Below are 17,900 nucleotides of genomic sequence, written 5' to 3'. Positions count from 1 at the left end.
GCGCGAAGCCTTCGGCGCGGCGAAAGCGGCTTAGCTAAGTCGGCTGGTGAGCGCGCCGGAAATGCGCGAAGAGAAACGCGACGGCAGGCGTTTTCTGTCCTGCAGCACGAAACCCTTATAGGCCGGATCGCCAAAAAGCTCTTCCATGGCGTGGCTCATACCAATGTTTTGGCTTTTCGGCAATTGCGGCGTGTTTTCGCTTCTCCCCTTGTGAGAGAAGGCGAAGAGGGCGGCGCTCAAAGCACCTCGAACACAAAAGTCTTTACCAACGCATCCGGCTCGGCGATCGCATAGCAGCGGAACCATGGGCTTTGCTCGGCCGGCCGCCATTTCCCGGCCCGCTCCAGCCCGTCGAACACGGCCTGGAAGCCGCCGCTGTCAAACACCTGGTCGCGCACGGTGAAGATCGCGTGGCCGCCTTTTCTGGTGATGCGGACAAGCTCGTGCAGGCCGGACGCCGGCGCATGGCTGATGGTGAACACGCCAGTCGAGAAGAAGGCGCGGAAATGCCCGTCTGGCCAGGGCAGCGGCCCGCCGAGCATTGCCTGCTTCAGATCGCCATAGGCATTGCGGCTGCCGGCGATCTTCAGCATGTCGTCGGAGAGGTCGAGCCCGGCAATGTCGTGATAACCCAGCGCCTTCAATGACGGGCCCGACAGGCCGGTGCCGCAGCCGGCGTCGAGCAGCGGGCCTTCACCCACCTTCACATGGCGCGCCACCCAGGCGGTGATCAGGAACGGCAGCAGATAGCCTAGTGAAGCGGTTTCGCCGTCATAGGTCGCGGCCCAGTCTGCATAGGCCTTGGCCAGCCCTTCCGGCGTGTCGGCCGAATAGACGGTACCCAGCGCCGCATTGGCCTTGTCGATCGTCATCGCCTGCATCCTCCGGAATCCTGTCCTCCGCGATCGTAGCCGTGCCCGCGTCGGACTTCTATTCCTGCTGCGCCCGCCGAAGTCGCTGCTCCAGCCCCCGCAGCGCCAGCGACAGGCTGACGGTGAGGATGAGATAGATATAGGCGACGATCGAATAGGTCTCGAAGAAGCGGAACGAGCCGGCGGCGTAGATCTTGCCCATCTGCGTGATGTCGGCGACGCCGAGCACCGAGACCAGCGAGGAATCCTTGACCATGGCGACGAAGTCATTGCCGAGCGGCGGCAGGATGGTGCGGATCGCCTGTGGGAACACGATCAGCCGGAAGCGCTGCGTGCGCGTCAGCCCGAGCGCCTTGGCAGCCTCGATCTGGCCTTTCTCGACCGACTGGATGCCGGCGCGGAAGACCTCGGAGATGAAGGCGGAATAACCGATGGTCAGCGCCATGATTGCACGCCACAACAGCGACACGTCGCGCACCAAAAGCTCGCCGAGATAGCCGGCGTTTTGCAGCGGCGCGGTCAGCGCATTCCACGCAGTCACGAAGGCCGGCGCGCCGGCGAAGGCGATCCAGAACAACAGCACCAGGATCGGCACGCCACGGATGATCTCGACATAGAAACGAGCGATCTGCCTGAGCCAACGCGACCCCGACAGCCCCATCAGCGCAATGCCGAGCCCGATGGCGGAAGCCAGCGCGAAGGCGACCACGGTGACAAGAATGGTGATGCCGATGCCTTTGGCGACGGTGGCAAAAACCTGGGCGTAGAGATCGCTGGCGGCAATGCAGAGCGCAGCCACGATGGCGAGCGCGATCGCAGCGGCAAGCCACCAGGGGAAATCGGATTTTGGGGTTGAGGCGAGCATCAATGCCCAACGCTGGTGAACAGCTGCGCTCGCAAGATCTGCCGATCTCCCCCCTTGCGGGGGAGATGTCCGGCAGGACAGAGGGGGGTGCTGTCCCTCCAACCTGTCAAACGGTTACAGTCACAACCTTTGGCCTCTTTGGAAAAGCTCAAAACAAAAGGGAGGCGATCCTTCACACCCCCCTCTGCCCTGCCGGGCATCTCCCCCGCAAGGGGGGTCAGCGGCCGTCGCGCCAAGACGGCCTACTGCCCCATCTTGTAGTCGAGAAACCACTTCTTGTTCAGCGCCTCGATCGTGCCGTCGGCCTTCAGCGCCGCGATCGCCGCGTTGACCGGCTTCACCAGGTCCGAGCCCTTCGGGAAGATGAAGCCAAAATCCTCGGTGCCGAGCGGGCCGCCGATCAGCTTGAGCTTGCCGCCGGAGGCATCGACATAGCCTTTGCCGGCGGTGCCGTCGGTCAGGACGACATCGACGTCGCCGGATTTCAGTGCCTGCACCGAAGCGCCGAAGGTCTCGAACTGCTTGATGCGCGGGTTCTGCTCATTGCCGTCGAGCACGCTGTAGACGGCGGTGTAGAACGGCGTCGTTCCGGCCTGCGCGCCGATCAACCCGTCGTTGAAGGCGGCGAAGGTCTTGGCGTCGGTGAAGCGGCTTTCATCGGCGCGCACCAGCATGAACTGCTCCGAACGCATATAGGGATCGGAGAAATCGACCTTCTCCTTTCGGTCGTCCTTGATGGTGATGCCGGTCATGCCAATGTTGTACTGGTTGTCGGAAACCGCCTGGATCATCGCGTCCCAGGAGGTGTTCTGGTACTCCACCTTGAAGTTCAGCCGCTTGGCGATTTCGTCCATCGCGTCATACTCCCAGCCGATCTGCTTGCCGGTCTTGGCGTCGATGAACTGCAGCGGCGGATAGGCGTTTTCCGTCACCACCACGACCTTCTTGCCGCCGAGATCGGGCAGCGCATCGGCCGCCCATGCAGCGACGGGCGCGAGGAAACAGGCCGCGAGGGCGGCCAGCAGCAGCTTCGATTTGGTCATGACACGCTCCAGGATGAGAAGCCCGCTTGCAGCCGGGCTCGCATGAAAATCCAGGCGCGACTTTAGCCGTCCGCAGACGGCTTGCAAGCCGGTCCGGTGCTCAGCGTCCGGTGAAAGCGGATTCCAATGCCTTCAACCAACGCGGTTTTAGAACGCCCCGTGGTCGGAATTTATTCCGTGATTGCGCCGCCGGCAAACCAGGCCCCTCCTGGACACGGGAACCCGTCAGATGACGGATCAGGATGGTGACGTAGCCTCACGCAGCTTGGCGACAAATCCGGTCAAGGTCCGGTGCAGCGACTTCAGCTCCTCGACTTCCAGCGGCATGGCGCAGGCAAGGCCTGCGGATACGTCCTTGATGCGGGCGCGTAGCGCCTGGCCCTTGGCAGTCGGTTCGACCAGCACGCGGCGCTCGTCGGCCGGATCGCGACGGCGGGTGACGAGACCAGCCGCTTCCATCCGCTTGAGCAGAGGCGTCAATGTCGCCGAATCCAGCCCCAGCGCCTCGCCGAGTTCGCCGACCGTGCTCGGCGCATGCTGCCACAGCGCCAGCATCGCCAAATATTGCGGATAGGTCAGGCCGAGCGGGTCAAGCAGCGGCCGATAGAGCTTGGTCATCAGCCCGCTCGCCGAATAGAGCGCGAAGCAGAGCTGCTGGTCGAGGCGCGGAACGGCGATCCTCCCGGCGGTGTCCGCCGGGACTTCGCTGGCCCTGGTTTCGGTCTTCGTCGTCATGCTGCCTTTGCCGGAAGCGCCACGGTCGAAAGCGCCACCTCGACATTGCCTTTGATCGCATTGGAATAGGGGCAAATCTGATGCGCGGCCGATACAAGCGCTTCCGCCGCCGCCTGATCAAGGCCTTTGGTCTCGGCGGCCAGTGCGACACCAAGTTTGAAGCCTTCACCATTGGGAAGCAGGCTGACGGTGGCGCTCACCGCCGCATCGTCCAGCGGCAGCTTCTGCTTGCGCGCGACGAAGCGGATGGCGCTTTCGAAGCAGGCGGCATAGCCGACCGCGAACAGCTGCTCGGGATTGGTGGCGCCACCCTGTCCGCCGAGCTCCTTCGGCAAAGCGAGGTCGACCTTCAGCAGGCCGTCGCTGGTCTCGCCGTGGCCGGCGCGGCCGCCGGTGACGCGAGCCTGTGTGGTGTAGAGTGCCATGTCAGTTCTCCATTTTATTTGTACACTATCATTTGGTGTACAAGATAATTCGAGTCAACAGCCATGGCCAAACTCTCGGCCGGCAATCGTTCACAGTCTGGTGAAACGAAAAAAGGCGGCCGAAGCCGCCTTTTCAAAATCCTTGGACCAGGTTTATTCGGCCGGGGTCGCTTCCGCCGCCTTTGCAGCCTCGTCGGCGGCCTTGGCGGCTTCGTCGACGGCCTTCTTCTCGGCAGCTTCGTTGGCGGCCGTCTCGGCGGCCAGCGCCTGGGCAGTGGCAACCTTCTCGGCTTCGATGCGGGCCTTCTCGGCGTTCAGCGCGTCGCGTTCCTCATCGTTGAGCTTGCGGGCGCGCACGCCGGTGTTTTCCGAAATACGGGCCGACTTGCCGCGACGGTCGCGCAAATAATAGAGCTTGGCGCGGCGCACCTTGCCGCGGCGCACGATCTCGACGCCTTCGACCATCGGCGAGTAGACCGGGAAAACGCGCTCGACGCCTTCGCCGTAGGAGATCTTGCGGACGGTGAAATTTTCCTGGAAGCCGGCGCCGGCGCGGGCGATGACGACGCCCTCATAGGCCTGGACGCGGGTGCGGGTGCCTTCGGTCACGCGGACCTGGACGCGCACGGTGTCGCCGGGCTGAAACTCGGGAAGCTTGCGCTTGGCTTCGATCTTGGCGGCCTGTTCGGCCTCGAGCTGACGGATGATATCCATCTCAATAGTCCACTTCTTGTTCTTCCGACAGTCAGAGCGTCCGACACTCGCCTTGCAGTTCCATTGACCGCTCGGCTATGCCCTTTGTCCCCGAGACATCTTGTCTTCGAAACATTGGGCAGGGGCGACTACACCGTCATTGTTGACGGGTCCGGGAGATTTTTCTCGCCAGTACGGGCGGGCACATACAGCTATTTCACTGACTTGTCACGCCTTGGCCCTGTCTTTTTTGGTCGCATGCCACCACGCAATCGTCCAGTGCAGGGTTGCGCCGGCCCTTCAAGCTTCCTAATCCGGGAGCAGCACACTTGTCCGGCGGCCTCACAATGTCTGTTTTCGACGCAGTCCTGCTCTTCCTCGCGGGTTTTCTGTCAGGCGCCGTCAACGCGGTTGCCGGCGGCGGCACCTTCATAACCTTCGGCGCCATGACGCTGGCCGGCCTGCCGCCGATCGTCGCCAACGCCACGTCCTCGGTGACGCAGTTTCCCGGTTACATCACCTCGACGCTGGCTTACTGGACCGACATCAAGCATTTCTGGCGCGGCGCGCTGCTGCTTTGCCTGATCTCGGCTTTGGGCGCGCTGGCTGGTGCGCTCATCCTGCTGGCGCTCTCAAATCCGTCGTTCCGCGCCCTCGTGCCGTGGCTGCTGCTGGCCGCAACCGCCTTGTTCGCCGCCGGGCCGTGGCTGAAACCAACGCCGAAGCCTGGGCATGAAGCCACGGTCGGCTCTCTGGCCGGTTCTCTGGCGCAGTTCGCTACCGCCATCTATGGCGGCTTCTTCGGCGCCGGCATGGGCGTCATGATGCTGGCGACGCTCGGCCTGACGCAATCCGGCGACTATCACCGGCTGAACGCGCTGAAGAACATGCTGGCCGTGGTCATCGCCGCCGTTGCCATACTGGTCTTCGTTTCCGGCGGCGTTGTTGCCTGGCCTCAGGCAATCGTCATGATCCCCGGCGGCGCGCTCGGCGGCTATGCCGGCGTCTGGATCGCAAAGCGCGTGCCGCAAAACGCAGTACGCGGCTTCGTCATCGCCGTCGGCCTGTTTCTCGCCGTCTACTATTTTGCCAAGGGCTGAGCGGCGAGCAAATCCGGCCGGCGCTCCCTGGTCAGCTTCTCGGACTCGGCGCGCCGCCACGCGGCGATCTTCTTGTGATTACCGGAGACCAGCACGTCGGGGATGGGGCGGCCTTCGAACTCCTGTGGCCGCGTGTAATGCGGGTGTTCGAGCAGGCCGTTCTCGAAACTTTCTTCCTCGCCCGACACCGCATTGCCCATGACGCCGGGCAACAGCCGCACAACGGCGTCGAGCAGTACGAGCGCCGCCGGCTCGCCGCCCGACAGGATGAAATCGCCGATGGAGACCTCTTCCAGTCCACGCGCCTCGATCAGCCGCTGGTCGACGCCCTCGAACCGGCCGCAAACGATGACGGCGCCTGGCCCGCCAGCCAGTTCGCGCACGTGCGCCTGCGTCAGCGGCTTTCCACGCGGGCTCATCAGCAAACGCGGCCGCGGATCGCCCGCCGGCGACGTGTGGTCGATCGCCTTGGCCAGCACATCGGCGCGCATCACCATGCCGGCGCCACCGCCGGCCGGCGTGTCGTCGACGGTGTGATGGCGATCGCTGGCGAAGTCGCGGATCTGGATAGCTTCCAGCGACCATGTCCCGACTTCGAGCGCCCGTCCGGCCAGCGACAGGCCTAGCCCGCCCGGAAACATCTCGGGATAGAGCGTCAGCACCGACGCCTTGAACGTCACCGGTTGCCTCCGGCTTCGCGCGGCCCGCGCGGTCGGCCCTTCGCGTCGAAATCTTCTTCGCGCGGCGCGTCGCCATCCTCATCCTCGACAAGGCCGGCGGCTGCCGGGTCGACGCGGAGAAAACCTTCGGCGATCGAAACCTGAGGCACGGCGGCCTGGGTGAACGGGATCAGCACGCCTTTGCGCCCGCCGAGGGTAACGTCGAGAATGTCGCCGCCGCCGAAATTATGCACCGCCACCACCTTGCCGATGACCGCGCCCTTATCGTCGCGGACTTCAAGTCCGACGAGATCGGCGTGGTAGAATTCGTCCTCCTCGCCATCGTCGGGCAGCATCGAGCGGTCGACGAACAGCTCGGTTCCGGCCAGCGTCTCGGCGGCATTGCGATCGGCAATACCCTTGAAGCGCACCACCACGACGGTGTTGGCGGGCCTTATGTCGGTGATCTGGAAAACGCGGCCGTCCTTGGCATAGAGCGGCCCATAATCGGCCAGCGCCATCGGCTCGCCAGTGAAAGTCTTCACCCGCAATTCGCCCTTGATGCCGTGGGCGGCGCCGATCACGGCCATTTGCACGGGGTTCTGGGGCTTCGACATGGCTGATATCCTTTGCCCTGCTCTAACGCCCTACCGGCGTCATTTCAATGACAGGTTCTTCACCGCTTCCTAACCCGGCTGCCTGACAATGGCGGCATGCAGGAATTTCTCATCCCGGCAAAACCCGACCTCCAGGCAGCGCGCGAAAGTTGGCTGAAGATGCTGGCGCGCGAGCGCCGGCTGTCGCCGGCGACCGTCGAAGCTTATGAGCGCGACACGCGCCAGTTCCTGCATTTCCTCACAGGGCATTGCGGCGGCTCGCCTGGTCTTTCCGACATCGCCACTCTCCGCCCGGCCGATCTGCGCGGCTTTCTTGCCGCGCGGCGCAACGCCGGCGCCGGCGCCCGCACGCTCGGACGCGGCCTCGCCGGCATCCGCTCGCTGCTGCGCTTCCTCGAACGGCGCGGTCTCGCCAATGCCGCCGGTGCCGCGGCGTTGCGCGCGCCGCGCCAGCCGAAATCGCTGCCCAAGCCGCTGACCGCCAGCGATGCCAAACATGTCGTGTCGGTGGAAGGCCAGCTGGCTGAAGAGCCTTGGATCGCCGCCCGCAACGCCGCCGTGCTGACGCTGCTTTATGGATCGGGCCTGCGCATTTCCGAAGCGCTGGGCCTCAGCGCCGCCGACCTGGCATCGGAAGCCGACACCGTGCTGCGCGTCACCGGCAAGGGTGGCAAGACACGGCTGGTGCCAGTGCTGCCGGTGGCGCTGCGGGCAATCGCCGAATACCGAAAACTTTGCCCCTATCATCACGACCCCAAGGGCCTGCTGTTTCGCGGCGCCCGCGGCGGGCCGCTCAACCCGGCCATCGTCCAGCGCGACATGGCCAGGCTGCGCTCGGCGCTGAACCTGCCCGACACCGCGACGCCGCACGCGTTGCGCCATTCCTTCGCCACCCATCTGCTCGGGCGCGGCGGCGACCTGCGCACCATCCAGGAACTGCTCGGCCACGCCAGCCTGTCGACGACGCAGGTCTATACCGGCGTCGACACCGCAAGACTGCTCGAGATTTACGAATCCGCCCATCCCCGCGCGTGACACTGTATAAGTCCAGGACAATTTCCCCACGTCGGTTAACCGTTTCGCCGCTTTTCAGTCCTAGAACCGCACCATGAAACGCGCCCTTGCCATCGCCGACCGCGCCGCCCTTGTGTCGCTGAAGCTGCTAGTCGCGCTCAACGCCCTGTTTTTCCTGTCTTTCCTCATCGTGCTGCTGCTTGCCATGGGCAGGGCGCATGCCGAAGCCCCGGCCTGCGCCGGCGCCGATCTGCTGTCGGCCCTGCAGAAGGAAGACCCCGCCGCCTATGCCAGGATCGAGACGGAAGCAGCAGCGACGCTGAACGGCAAGGGCCTGTTGTGGAAGTTGGAGAAATCAGGCGAAAAGCCGTCCTTCCTGTTCGGCACCATGCACATGACCGACCCGCGCGTGACCACTCTGCCGCCGGCAGCCAGGAAAGCCTATGACGCTGCGGGCACCATCATCATCGAGACCACCGACGTGCTCGACAAGCAGAAGATGATGGAGGCCATGCTCAAGGAACCCGAGCTGATGATGTTCACCGACAACACGACGTTGTCGTCGCTGTTGTCGCCGGAGGATGCGGCGGTGGTGAACAAAGGGCTCGATGCGCGCGGCATTCCGCCGGCGAGCGTCTCCAAGATGAAGCCGTGGCTGCTGTCGGCCATGGTCGCGCTGCCGGTCTGTGAGGTCGCCCGTCAGGCAGGCGGCGCACCGGTTCTCGACGTCAAGCTGGCGCAGGACGCCAAGGCTAATGGCAAGCCGGTGGAAGGGTTGGAGACCGCTGCCAGCCAGCTGCACGCCATGGCCTCGCTGCCGATTGCGTTCCACATCAAAGGGCTGGTCGAGACCCTGAAGCTCGGCGACAAGATAAACGACATCAACGAAACCATGATCGTGCTTTACCAGCGCGGCGACACCGGCACCTTCTGGCCGCTGTTGCGTTCGATCTCGCCCGACGAAGACGACGCAGGTTACGCCGAATTCGACCGGACGATGATCACCGGCCGCAACAAGGTCATGGCCGACCATGCCGCACCGATCCTGGCCAAGGGCAATGCCTTCATGGCCGTCGGCGCCATGCATCTTCCCGGCCCCGAAGGCCTGGTCGAGGATTTTCGCAAAGCCGGCTATACCGTCACCGCCGTCGACTGAGCAGCGCCCGTCTTGAATACCGAATCACGTAAGCCCGGCTCTGTGCGGTGCGCAACTGATTCGCAAAGCGGAGGCGGTTGGCCCTATTTTTGGCGGAAAAGGCCAGCTAAGCTCGTTCTACCTCGTTCGTGATTGATTTTGCGGGGGAAATACAGGCCAACAAGCGGTTGCGAATCAGAATTTTCCTGCGTTCGTCAATTTGAAGGCCTAGTATGAACCCGTTCAACGGTTGCGCGTTGAGGGGTGTTGATTGATGCTTTTCATCCACGGAGGACACTTTTATGGCGAACCCTAACGATCCAGCGCCCAGGTCGGGTGGTGGCAGCGGCTGGCTGATTGCGCTGGTCGTCGTCATCCTTGCGATTGTCGCGTACTATGTTTTCGGCAGAAGCGGCGAACATCCTGCGCCCGCAGAGCCGCCGGCAGCCAGCACACCGGCGCCCGCACCTGCACCGGCTGAGCCGATGAAGCCCGCCGAACCGGCTCCCGCACCAGCCCCTGCGCCCGCACCGGCTCCTGCGCCAGCTCCGGCACCCGCGCCTGCTCCGGCGCCGAGCCCGTAATCTGGCCAACTGATCTGGCATCTTGTTCCAGCCAAGAACGGCCTGCTGAAAAGCGGGCCGTTTTGTTTGGGGCACCTATCGGCGAGCGTCGCGATTCTTCACCGCCCCCTATGTCCTGCCGGACATCTCCCCCTCGAGAGGGGAGATCGGCAGTTCACGAACAGCGCCAGGTTAGAAACGTGAGAAACTTGAAAGCTCGCGACGCGGCGGTGAAGTCCAATCTCCCCCCTTGCTTGAGGGGGAGATTGCCGGCAGGCCAGAGGGGGGGGTGCTGTCCCTCCAGCGTTTCCTTAAATATGGATCGGCTTGAAGAACGTCGCCAGCGCCGCTTCCTTGACCGCTTCCGACATCGTCGGATGCGCGTGGCAGGTGCGGGCGAGGTCTTCGGAAGAGCCGCCGAACTCCATCAGCACCGCCGCCTCATGGATCATCTCGCCTGCGCCGAAGCCGACAATGTGGACGCCGAGCACGCGGTCGCTGGCTTTGTCGGCGAGGATCTTCACGAAGCCGTCTGTGTGCAGCATGGCGCGCGCGCGGCCGTTGGCGGTGAACGGGAATTTGCCCATCTTGTAGTCGATGCCGCCCTTCCTCAGCTCTTCCTCTGTCTTGCCGACCGAAGCGATTTCCGGGCTGGTGTAGACGACGCTCGGAATGACGTCGTAATTCACGTGGCCGGCCTGGCCGGCAATGGTCTCGGCCACCGCCACGCCTTCATCCTCGGCCTTGTGCGCCAGCATCGGCCCGGCGATGACGTCGCCAATGGCGTAGATGCCGGCCACGTTGGTCCTGAGATGCCCGTCGGTCTTGACCCGGCCGCGCTCGTCGACCTCGACGCCGGCTTCTTTCAACCCGAGGCTGTCGGAATAGGCCCGGCGTCCGGTCGAGATCAGCACCGCGTCGGCCTCGATGGTCTCGGCCGCACCACCCTTGACCGGCTCGAAGGTAACGGCGGCGCCCTTTTTGGCCTTGGTCACCCCTGTCACCTTGGCGCCGAGCTTGAACTCGAAACCCTGCTTGGAAAGCAGGCGCTGGAACTGCTTGGAGACCTCGCCGTCCATGCCGCCCAGGATGGTGTCGAGGAATTCGACCACTGTGACCTTGGCGCCGAGCCGTGCCCAAACCGAGCCGAGCTCCAGACCGATGACCCCACCGCCGACCACCACCAGATGTCCCGGCACTTTCTCCAGCGACAGCGCGCCGGTCGACGATACGATCACCTTCTCGTCGATGTCGACCTTGACGCCGGGAATGCCGGCGACATCGGAGCCCGTGGCAATAACGATATTTTTCGTCTCGATCTCCTCGACCTTGCCGTCCTCAGCCGTCACCGACACCTTGCCGGCCGCAACCACCTTCCCGGTGCCACGGAAACTATCGATCTTGTTTTTCTTGAACAGGAAGGCGACGCCATTGACGTTGGCCGAAACGGTCGCGTCCTTGTGCGCCATCATCTTCTTCAGATTGAGTTTCGGCGCCGGTATCTCGACGCCCAGCGCATCGAAGGAATGGCCGGCCTCGGCAAACATTTCCGAGGCATAAAGCAGCGCCTTGGATGGGATGCAGCCGATGTTCAGGCAGGTGCCGCCGAAAGTGGCGTTCTTCTCGACCACCGCGACCTTGAGCCCGAGCTGTGCCGCCTTGATGGCGCAGACATAGCCGCCCGGTCCCGACCCGATGATAACGACATCATAAGCCATGTTCGTTTCCCTTAGCTTGGGGCTCAGCGGCCGCCGCTTACATTCAGGATTGCGCCCGTCGTGTAGGACGCTTCATCCGACAAAAGATAGAGAACGGCATACGCGACTTCATCGGCCGTGCCGGCTCGTTTCATTGGCAGCATGTCGCGGAACCGCTCGACCCGGTCCGGCTGGCCGCCCGAAGCGTGGATCTCGGTGCCGATAATGCCCGGCCGTATCGCATTGACCCGCACGCCTTCGGTCGCGACTTCGCGCGCCAGGCCGAGCGTGAACGTGTCGATCGCCGCCTTGGACGCGGCATAGTCGACATATTCGCCGGCCGAGCCGTGTAGCGACGCCGCCGACGAGATGTTGACGATGGCGCCGCCCTGGCCGCCATGCTTGCTCGACATGCGTTTGACCGCTTCGCGCGCGCACAGGAACGAGCCGATGACATTGATGCGCATCATGCGCTCCAGCCGCGCCAGGCTCATCTCGTCGACGCGCGCCTTGACGTCGACGATTCCGGCATTGTTGACCAGGGCGTCGAGCCGACCGAAGCGGCGGTCGACCGCTTCGAACATTGCCACGATGTCGGCTTCGTTGCCGACGTCACCCTTGACCGCAAAGGCTTCACCGCCCGCTGCCTCGATTTCGGCAACCAGCGCATCAGCGGCAGCCTCGTTCGAAGCATAGTTGACCGCGACGCGGTAGCCGGCCTTCGCCGCAAGCCGGCAAGTGGCGGCACCAATGCCGCGGCTGCCGCCGGTGACCAGAAGCACTTTTTGCGATGCACTCATTCCTGGCAACCTTTCAGCAGAAACACGTCCCATGGCAGTTTTGAGAAACCGTTCGGGCCGAAGGCCGTCGACATCTGCAGCGACGGCCCGAGATCGGGGAAGATCAGGCTCTGCGGCGCGTCCGTGCCTTCCGCCGCCAGGAGCGCGATGTTGCCCTTGTCGTCGGCGCTGTAGATGACGCCATGCCAGACCGTGCAGGCGGCAAGCTCGTCACCGGTGACGTCGCCGGTCGGGCATTTGTACATCAGCGAGCCTTGCGGTCGCGAAACACCGGATGTCCACATGACAATGCCGTCGAGAACGATGCCCTTGTCGAGCACCATCTTGAACGAGTTGGTGACGGTGACCGCATCCGTCGTCGGCCGGAAATCAATGCCGGCCTCGCTTTCGGCATCGCCATAGACAGCAAGCGCCAGCGGGCAGGCGGCATGCGCCTCGTAACCCGCTGCGAGAACAGCCAGCCCGGCCATAAATCCGATCATTGGCGAAGCGATGTTTGTCATGAATTGCTCGGGCTGCTCTCGCGGCCGTCGGCGTTTTCGAGCACCTCGAAATCGGTCATCAAGACCAGCGGCTCGCCGGCCGCATCCAGTCCCCAGAAGGAATAATAGTTCCCATCACCGAAGCCAGTGTCGAACATGGCTATATTAAGCGGATTTCCATCAACCGGATTATCCATGCGGAACTTGTCGAACGAGCATGCAACGTCAGCAAGATAGCTGTCGAGTTCCTCCTGCTCGGACATCAGCGTCAGAACCGACTTGTCCATGAACGAAGCAACATTATCATCGACAATAAATCCAGACTTCCAGGACGATGTGCCGACGTCGCGGACGAAGGCAGCCAACTCCCACCGCACCGGCAAGCCAGTGCCAAACCGCAATACCGCTGCAGCAACACGGCCTTGCGCCTCAAGCAACGTGACTGGATAGCATCCCGGCCTGACCTTACGGCTAAACACAGGCCGTTCCAGCCCGGTAATCAGTGGATCGCAAGCGATGATTTCGCCGGTCGGTAGCTCAAGCTCACCGATCGCGGTGACGATGATCTTCCGCTCCGCCATTTCGGCTTCGCTGAGAGCGAAGACACCGAGATTGCTGCTCGCCGGCGCCGAATCCCATTCAGTCGAGGTCGCCGGCGGAGAGATGGCGGCGGAAGCCGCCGGCCGGGAACGCCTCAATACGCTACCCGCTACTCGACCCAGCTTGAACCCAAACCGCGCCAGCCAGCCGCTCATGACGGATCAGCTCCGATCACAAATCAAGCACCAGCCGTTCGGGATCCTCCAGGCTATCCTTGACGCGGACCAGGAAGGTCACGGCTTCCTTGCCGTCGACGATACGGTGATCGTAGCTCAGCGCCAAGTACATCATCGGCCGGATCACGATCTGGCCGCCGACCACGACCGGCCGGTCCTGGATCTTGTGCATGCCCAAAATGCCGGACTGCGGCGCATTGAGGATCGGCGTCGACATCAGTGAGCCGTAAACGCCGCCATTGGAGATGGTGAACGTACCACCCTGCATGTCGGCGACCGACAGCTTGCCGTCCCGCGCGGCAATGCCCAGCCGGCCGATATCCTTTTCGATCTCGGCAATCGACATTTGGTCGGCATTGCGCACCACTGGCACGACGAGACCCTTTTCGGTGCCGACGGCAACGCCGATATGGGCATAGTTCTTGAAGATGATGTCGGTGCCGTCGATCTCGGCATTGACCGAGGGGATTTCCTTCAATGCGTGCGTAACCGCTTTGGTGAAGAAGCCCATGAAGCCGAGCTTCACGCCGTGCTTCTTCTCGAAGATGTCCTTGTACTTGGTCCTGAGCGCCATCACCGCCGACATGTCGACCTCGTTGAAGGTGGTCAGCATGGCGGCGGTCAACTGCGCTTCCTTGAGCCGGCGCGCAATGGTCTGGCGCAGCTTGGTCATGCGCACGCGCTCCTCGCGCGACGCATCGTCGCCCGAGGACGGCGCACGCACGGCGACCGGAGCCGGTGCGGCCTTCGGAATTTCGGCCGGCTGCGACGGCGCGCCCTTGGAAATCGCGTCGAGCACGTCGCCCTTCAGCACCTGGCCGCGCTTGCCCGAGCCAGAAACCTGGTCGACCGACAGATTGTTCTCGGCGATCAGCTTTGCGGCAGCTGGCGCCGGCGGCATTGTGCGCGGCTCGACCGGCCCGGCATCGCCGGCTATCTTGGCGGTCTCGGCCGCGGCCTGCTTGGTCGTATGTGCCGCGTCGGGGCTCGACGCCTGCGACACAGCTTGCGGCTTGGTCTCCTGCTTGGACGCCGGGGCGGCCGTGGCGACGCCTGCCGAGATCGAACCCAGCAACGCGCCGACGCCGACGGTCTCGCCTTCCTTGGCGGTGATCTCGCCCAGCGTGCCGGCGGCGGCGGCAGGCACCTCCACCGTCACCTTGTCGGTTTCGAGCTCGACCAGCGGCTCGTCGACGGCAATGGCATCGCCGACCTTCTTGAACCACTTGCCGATGGTCGCCTCGGTGACGGATTCGCCGAGAGTGGGAACGCGGATTTCGGTAGCCATTGTGCTGTCCGTTTCTTCTCTGTCTGTTCTATTCGCCGGGTTTTGTTCTATTCGCCGAGCGCGTCTTCGAGCAGGGCAGCGAGCTGTGCCAAATGCTTCGACATCAGACCGGTCGCCGGCGATGCCGCCGCCGGACGTCCGGTATAGCGCACCCGCTGATGCTTGGCGTCGATATGAGCCAGCACCCATTCCAGATACGGATCGATGAACGACCAGGCGCCCATATTCTTGGGTTCCTCCTGGCACCACACCATCTCCGCATTGCGGAAGCGCGACAGCTCGGTGATCAGCGCCTTGGCCGGGAACGGGTAGAGCTGTTCGACGCGCAAGAGATAGATGTCGTTGATGCCGCGCTTCTCGCGTTCCTCGTACAGGTCGTAATAGACCTTGCCCGAGCACAGCACGACGCGGCGGATCTTGGAATCCTTGGTGAGCTTGATCGCCTGGTTCTGCAACAGCTGGGCATCGTCCCACAACAGCCGATGGAACGAGCTTTCGCCCGAAATTTCCGGCAGCGTCGACACTGCCCGCTTGTGGCGCAGCAGCGACTTCGGCGTCATCAGGATCAGCGGCTTGCGGAAGTCCCGCTTCAGCTGCCGGCGCAATATGTGGAAGTAGTTGGCCGGCGTGGTGCAGTTGGCGACTTGCATATTGTCTTCGGCGCAAAGCTGCAGAAAGCGCTCGAGCCGGGCCGAAGAATGCTCCGGACCCTGGCCTTCATAGCCATGCGGCAGCAGGCATACCAGGCCTGACATTCTGAGCCACTTGCGCTCGCCCGACGAGATGAACTGGTCGAACACCACCTGGGCGCCGTTGGCGAAATCGCCGAACTGCGCTTCCCAGAGCGTCAGCGCCTTAGGCTCGGCCAGGCTGTAGCCATATTCGAAGCCAAGCACCGCCTCTTCCGACAGCATCGAGTTGATGACTTCGTAGCCGGCCTGTGCCGCCGACAGATTGTTGAGCGGGATGTAGCGGGTCTCGTCCTTCTGGTCGTAGAGCACGGAATGGCGCTGCGAGAAGGTGCCGCGTTCGGAATCCTGGCCGGAGAGCCGGATCGGATTGCCGTCGAGCAAGATGGCGCCGAAGGCCAGCGCCTCGGCCGTCGACCAGTCGATGCCTTCGCCGGAGTCGATCGCCTGGCGGCGGTTTTCGAGGAAGCGGATGATGGTCTTGTGCGCCTCGAAACCCTTCGGCACCTCGGTCAGTTTCTTGCCGATGTCCTTCAGCACCTTGACCGGCACCGCGGTTTTCCCGCGGCGCTGTTCGTCCTGGTTGTCGGCGGTGCGCAGACCAGACCAGGCGCCGTCCAGCCAGTCGGCCTTGTTGGGCTTGTAGTGCTGGCCGACTTCCCATTCGGATTCCAGATGGGCGCGCCAGTCGGCCTTCATCTTGTCGAGTTCGGCCTGGCTGATATGGCCCTCGGCGATCAGCCGCTCGCCATAGATCTGCACCGTCGTCTTGTGGTTGCGGATGTTGGCGTACATGATCGGCTGGGTGAAAGCCGGCTCGTCGCCCTCATTGTGGCCGAAGCGGCGATAGCAGAACATGTCCACCACCACCGGCTTGTGGAACTTCATGCGGAATTCGATCGCCACCTTGGTGGCGTGCACCACCGCTTCCGGGTCGTCGCCATTGACGTGGAAGATCGGGGCCTCGATCATCTTGGCGACGTCGGACGGATAGGGCGACGAGCGCGAGAAGCGCGGATTGGTGGTGAAGCCGATCTGGTTGTTGATGATGAAATGCAGCGTGCCGGCGACGCGGTGGCCGCGCAGGCCCGATAGGCCGAGGATTTCGGCAATCACACCCTGGCCGGCAAAGGCGGCATCGCCATGCAGAAGCAGCGGCAGCACCTTGGCGCGCTCTTCCAGCGGCACGATCTCCTCGCGGCTGCGGCCGAACAGATAGTCCTGCTTGGCGCGCGCCTTGCCCATCACAACCGGATCGACGATTTCCAGATGCGAGGGATTGGCGGTCAGCGACAGATGAACCTTGTTGCCGTCGAATTCGCGGTCCGACGAGGCGCCGAGATGGTACTTGACGTCGCCCGAGCCCTCGACCTCGTCGGGAGCGGCCGAGCCGCCCTTGAATTCGTGGAAGATGGCGCGATGCGGTTTGGCCATCACCTGGGACAGCACGTTCAGCCGGCCGCGATGCGCCATGCCGAGCACGATCTCCTTCATGCCGAGCTGGCCGCCGCGCTTGATGATCTGCTCCAGCGCCGGGATCAGCCCTTCGCTGCCATCGAGGCCGAAGCGCTTGGTACCCTTGTACTTGACATCGATGAACTGCTCGAAGCCTTCGGCCTCGACCAGCTTCTGCAGGATCGCTTTTTTTCCCGTAGCGGTGAAGGAAATCTCCTTGTCGGCACCCTCGATGCGCGCCTGGATCCAGGCCTTTTCCTCGGGGTCGGAAATGTGCATGAACTCGACACCGAGCGTCGAGCAATAGGTGCGGGTCAGGATCTCCAGCATCTGCCGGATGGTGCCGAATTCGAGGCCGAGCACATTGTCGAGGAAGATCGGCCGGTCGTAGTCGGCTGCGGTGAAACCGTAATTTTCCGGGGACAGCTCGTTATAGTCCTCAAGCGGCTTGGCGATGCCGAGCGGGTCGAGATTGGCGTGCAGATGGCCGCGCATGCGGAAGGCGCGGATCATCATGATGGCGCGCACCGAATCGCGCGTCGCCTGATGCACGTCGGCATCCGACAGCACGATGCCATTGGTGACCGCCTTGTCCTTGACCTTCTTTTCCAGATGCTTCTCGACGATGCCCCAATTGCCGTCCAGCGCCGACACCAGTTCGCCATTGGCTTGCAGCGGCCAGGACGGCTTTGCCCAGGAAGCGCCCTTGGCGTTCTTGCGCACATCGCCGGCGTCGTCCTTCAGCCCGGCGAAGAAGTCCTGCCATTCGGGGTTTACCGACTCTGGATCATCCTCATAGGAGGCGTACAGCGCGTCGATATAGTCGGCATTGCCGCCATACAGGAAAGAGGTGAGCGAAAATTGGTCGTTGGCCTGATCTTGTCTTGCCATTTTTGTCCGCGGAGCCTGGCTCCGTCTCCTTTTCAAAAGCGAATAGTGAGTAGCGAATAGCGAGTAGGGATTTTTCCCGGGTCGCGCCGTTACTCTCTTTT

Annotated in this window: 18 protein-coding genes; 3 read left to right on the top strand and 15 right to left on the bottom strand. The window is 63.3% G+C overall.

All coding sequences use genetic code 11. The features are described from left to right. Positions 1-30: 30 nt before the first annotated feature. From ACYG9Y_RS26225 to rplS, 7 genes are all read right to left on the bottom strand, one after another. On the bottom strand, positions 31-240 hold the full coding sequence (locus ACYG9Y_RS26225; protein ID WP_196813720.1) for a hypothetical protein: 210 nt from the start codon (positions 238-240) through the stop codon (positions 31-33). Next, a complete protein-coding gene (locus ACYG9Y_RS26220; protein ID WP_023730242.1) occupies positions 237-872 on the bottom strand; it encodes a class I SAM-dependent DNA methyltransferase in 636 nt (211 codons plus the stop codon). Before ACYG9Y_RS26220 ends, ACYG9Y_RS26225 begins: the two co-directional genes overlap by 4 nt. Before the next feature lie 58 nt (positions 873-930). Continuing rightward, positions 931-1,737, bottom strand: a complete 807-nt coding sequence (locus ACYG9Y_RS26215) for an amino acid ABC transporter permease (RefSeq protein WP_023737993.1) — start codon at positions 1,735-1,737, stop codon at positions 931-933. A gap of 242 nt (positions 1,738-1,979) precedes the next feature. Next, entirely contained in the window at positions 1,980-2,780 is an 801-nt protein-coding gene (locus ACYG9Y_RS26210) for a transporter substrate-binding domain-containing protein (RefSeq protein ID WP_023737994.1), read from the bottom strand. Between the two features lie 237 nt (positions 2,781-3,017). Next, positions 3,018-3,515, bottom strand: a complete 498-nt coding sequence (locus ACYG9Y_RS26205) for a MarR family winged helix-turn-helix transcriptional regulator (protein WP_023683877.1) — start codon at positions 3,513-3,515, stop codon at positions 3,018-3,020. Beyond that, the gene (locus ACYG9Y_RS26200; protein WP_023670524.1) at positions 3,512-3,940 is read right to left on the bottom strand and encodes an organic hydroperoxide resistance protein; all 429 of its coding nucleotides are present in this window, start codon (positions 3,938-3,940) and stop codon (positions 3,512-3,514) included. Before ACYG9Y_RS26200 ends, ACYG9Y_RS26205 begins: the two co-directional genes overlap by 4 nt. A 153-nt stretch (positions 3,941-4,093) precedes the next feature. Next, positions 4,094-4,654, bottom strand: a complete 561-nt coding sequence (gene rplS / locus ACYG9Y_RS26195) for a 50S ribosomal protein L19 (RefSeq protein WP_023737995.1) — start codon at positions 4,652-4,654, stop codon at positions 4,094-4,096. 326 nt (positions 4,655-4,980) lie between these two features. On the opposite strand from rplS, the gene ACYG9Y_RS26190 reads away from it, so the two are divergent. Further along, a complete protein-coding gene (locus tag ACYG9Y_RS26190; RefSeq protein ID WP_023683874.1) occupies positions 4,981-5,733 on the top strand; it encodes a sulfite exporter TauE/SafE family protein in 753 nt (250 codons plus the stop codon). Here the strand turns inward: ACYG9Y_RS26190 and trmD are convergent. Both trmD and rimM read right to left on the bottom strand, forming a co-directional pair. After that, on the bottom strand, positions 5,715-6,413 hold the full coding sequence (gene trmD, locus ACYG9Y_RS26185; RefSeq protein WP_023726048.1) for a tRNA (guanosine(37)-N1)-methyltransferase TrmD: 699 nt from the start codon (positions 6,411-6,413) through the stop codon (positions 5,715-5,717). The two genes, ACYG9Y_RS26190 and trmD, sit on opposite strands and share 19 nt — an antisense overlap. Further along, on the bottom strand, positions 6,410-7,009 hold the full coding sequence (gene rimM / locus ACYG9Y_RS26180; RefSeq protein WP_023737996.1) for a ribosome maturation factor RimM: 600 nt from the start codon (positions 7,007-7,009) through the stop codon (positions 6,410-6,412). The genes trmD and rimM overlap by 4 nt, the downstream gene beginning before the upstream one ends. A gap of 96 nt (positions 7,010-7,105) precedes the next feature. Here rimM and ACYG9Y_RS26175 point away from each other — a divergent pair, with 96 nt between their 5' ends. Next, positions 7,106-8,044 (top strand): tyrosine recombinase XerC, encoded by a 939-nt coding sequence (locus ACYG9Y_RS26175; protein WP_023737997.1) that lies wholly within the window; start codon positions 7,106-7,108, stop codon positions 8,042-8,044. A 73-nt stretch (positions 8,045-8,117) separates the two neighbouring features. After that, positions 8,118-9,179, top strand: coding sequence for a TraB/GumN family protein (locus tag ACYG9Y_RS26170; RefSeq protein WP_023737998.1), 1,062 nt, complete (start codon positions 8,118-8,120; stop codon positions 9,177-9,179). Positions 9,180-10,032: 853 nt separating this feature from the next. Here ACYG9Y_RS26170 and lpdA read toward each other — a convergent pair. From lpdA to ACYG9Y_RS26140, 6 genes are read right to left on the bottom strand one after another with little or no spacing between them, the layout of a single operon-like run. Continuing rightward, positions 10,033-11,439 carry a dihydrolipoyl dehydrogenase gene (gene lpdA / locus ACYG9Y_RS26165; protein WP_023737999.1) on the bottom strand — a complete coding sequence of 469 codons (1,407 nt, stop codon included), beginning with the start codon at positions 11,437-11,439 and terminating at the stop codon, positions 10,033-10,035. 23 nt (positions 11,440-11,462) lie between these two features. Next, positions 11,463-12,218 carry an SDR family oxidoreductase gene (locus ACYG9Y_RS26160; protein ID WP_023738000.1) on the bottom strand — a complete coding sequence of 252 codons (756 nt, stop codon included), beginning with the start codon at positions 12,216-12,218 and terminating at the stop codon, positions 11,463-11,465. Beyond that, entirely contained in the window at positions 12,215-12,721 is a 507-nt protein-coding gene (locus tag ACYG9Y_RS26155; RefSeq protein ID WP_023736766.1) for a hypothetical protein, read from the bottom strand. The genes ACYG9Y_RS26160 and ACYG9Y_RS26155 overlap by 4 nt, the downstream gene beginning before the upstream one ends. Continuing rightward, positions 12,718-13,455 (bottom strand): DUF4241 domain-containing protein, encoded by a 738-nt coding sequence (locus ACYG9Y_RS26150; protein ID WP_050485860.1) that lies wholly within the window; start codon positions 13,453-13,455, stop codon positions 12,718-12,720. Before ACYG9Y_RS26150 ends, ACYG9Y_RS26155 begins: the two co-directional genes overlap by 4 nt. Before the next feature lie 16 nt (positions 13,456-13,471). Then, a complete protein-coding gene (odhB, locus tag ACYG9Y_RS26145; RefSeq protein WP_023738001.1) occupies positions 13,472-14,764 on the bottom strand; it encodes a 2-oxoglutarate dehydrogenase complex dihydrolipoyllysine-residue succinyltransferase in 1,293 nt (430 codons plus the stop codon). Positions 14,765-14,811: 47 nt separating this feature from the next. Then, on the bottom strand, positions 14,812-17,799 hold the full coding sequence (locus tag ACYG9Y_RS26140; RefSeq protein ID WP_023749343.1) for a 2-oxoglutarate dehydrogenase E1 component: 2,988 nt from the start codon (positions 17,797-17,799) through the stop codon (positions 14,812-14,814). Positions 17,800-17,900: the final 101 nt, after the last annotated feature.

This window comes from Mesorhizobium sp. W050 (genome assembly GCF_054719535.1).
Note: the sequence above shows the minus strand (reverse complement) of the source record. Positions and strands in the feature narration are given on the sequence as shown.

What these genes read in the sequence shown, in the direction of transcription:
- ACYG9Y_RS26200 (WP_023670524.1), bottom strand. Translation starts at nt 3,940, where the DNA reads ATGGCACTCTACACCACACAGGCTCGCGTCACCGGCGGCCGCGCCGGC.
- ACYG9Y_RS26220 (WP_023730242.1), bottom strand. Translation starts at nt 872, where the DNA reads ATGACGATCGACAAGGCCAATGCGGCGCTGGGTACCGTCTATTCGGCC.
- ACYG9Y_RS26160 (WP_023738000.1), bottom strand. Translation starts at nt 12,218, where the DNA reads ATGAGTGCATCGCAAAAAGTGCTTCTGGTCACCGGCGGCAGCCGCGGC.
- ACYG9Y_RS26210 (WP_023737994.1), bottom strand. Translation starts at nt 2,780, where the DNA reads ATGACCAAATCGAAGCTGCTGCTGGCCGCCCTCGCGGCCTGTTTCCTC.
- ACYG9Y_RS26170 (WP_023737998.1), top strand. Translation starts at nt 8,118, where the DNA reads ATGAAACGCGCCCTTGCCATCGCCGACCGCGCCGCCCTTGTGTCGCTG.
- ACYG9Y_RS26175 (WP_023737997.1), top strand. Translation starts at nt 7,106, where the DNA reads ATGCAGGAATTTCTCATCCCGGCAAAACCCGACCTCCAGGCAGCGCGC.
- ACYG9Y_RS26190 (WP_023683874.1), top strand. Translation starts at nt 4,981, where the DNA reads ATGTCTGTTTTCGACGCAGTCCTGCTCTTCCTCGCGGGTTTTCTGTCA.
- ACYG9Y_RS26205 (WP_023683877.1), bottom strand. Translation starts at nt 3,515, where the DNA reads ATGACGACGAAGACCGAAACCAGGGCCAGCGAAGTCCCGGCGGACACC.
- ACYG9Y_RS26150 (WP_050485860.1), bottom strand. Translation starts at nt 13,455, where the DNA reads ATGAGCGGCTGGCTGGCGCGGTTTGGGTTCAAGCTGGGTCGAGTAGCG.
- lpdA (WP_023737999.1), bottom strand. Translation starts at nt 11,439, where the DNA reads ATGGCTTATGATGTCGTTATCATCGGGTCGGGACCGGGCGGCTATGTC.
- rplS (WP_023737995.1), bottom strand. Translation starts at nt 4,654, where the DNA reads ATGGATATCATCCGTCAGCTCGAGGCCGAACAGGCCGCCAAGATCGAA.
- ACYG9Y_RS26155 (WP_023736766.1), bottom strand. Translation starts at nt 12,721, where the DNA reads ATGACAAACATCGCTTCGCCAATGATCGGATTTATGGCCGGGCTGGCT.
- ACYG9Y_RS26140 (WP_023749343.1), bottom strand. Translation starts at nt 17,799, where the DNA reads ATGGCAAGACAAGATCAGGCCAACGACCAATTTTCGCTCACCTCTTTC.
- odhB (WP_023738001.1), bottom strand. Translation starts at nt 14,764, where the DNA reads ATGGCTACCGAAATCCGCGTTCCCACTCTCGGCGAATCCGTCACCGAG.
- rimM (WP_023737996.1), bottom strand. Translation starts at nt 7,009, where the DNA reads ATGTCGAAGCCCCAGAACCCCGTGCAAATGGCCGTGATCGGCGCCGCC.
- ACYG9Y_RS26215 (WP_023737993.1), bottom strand. Translation starts at nt 1,737, where the DNA reads ATGCTCGCCTCAACCCCAAAATCCGATTTCCCCTGGTGGCTTGCCGCT.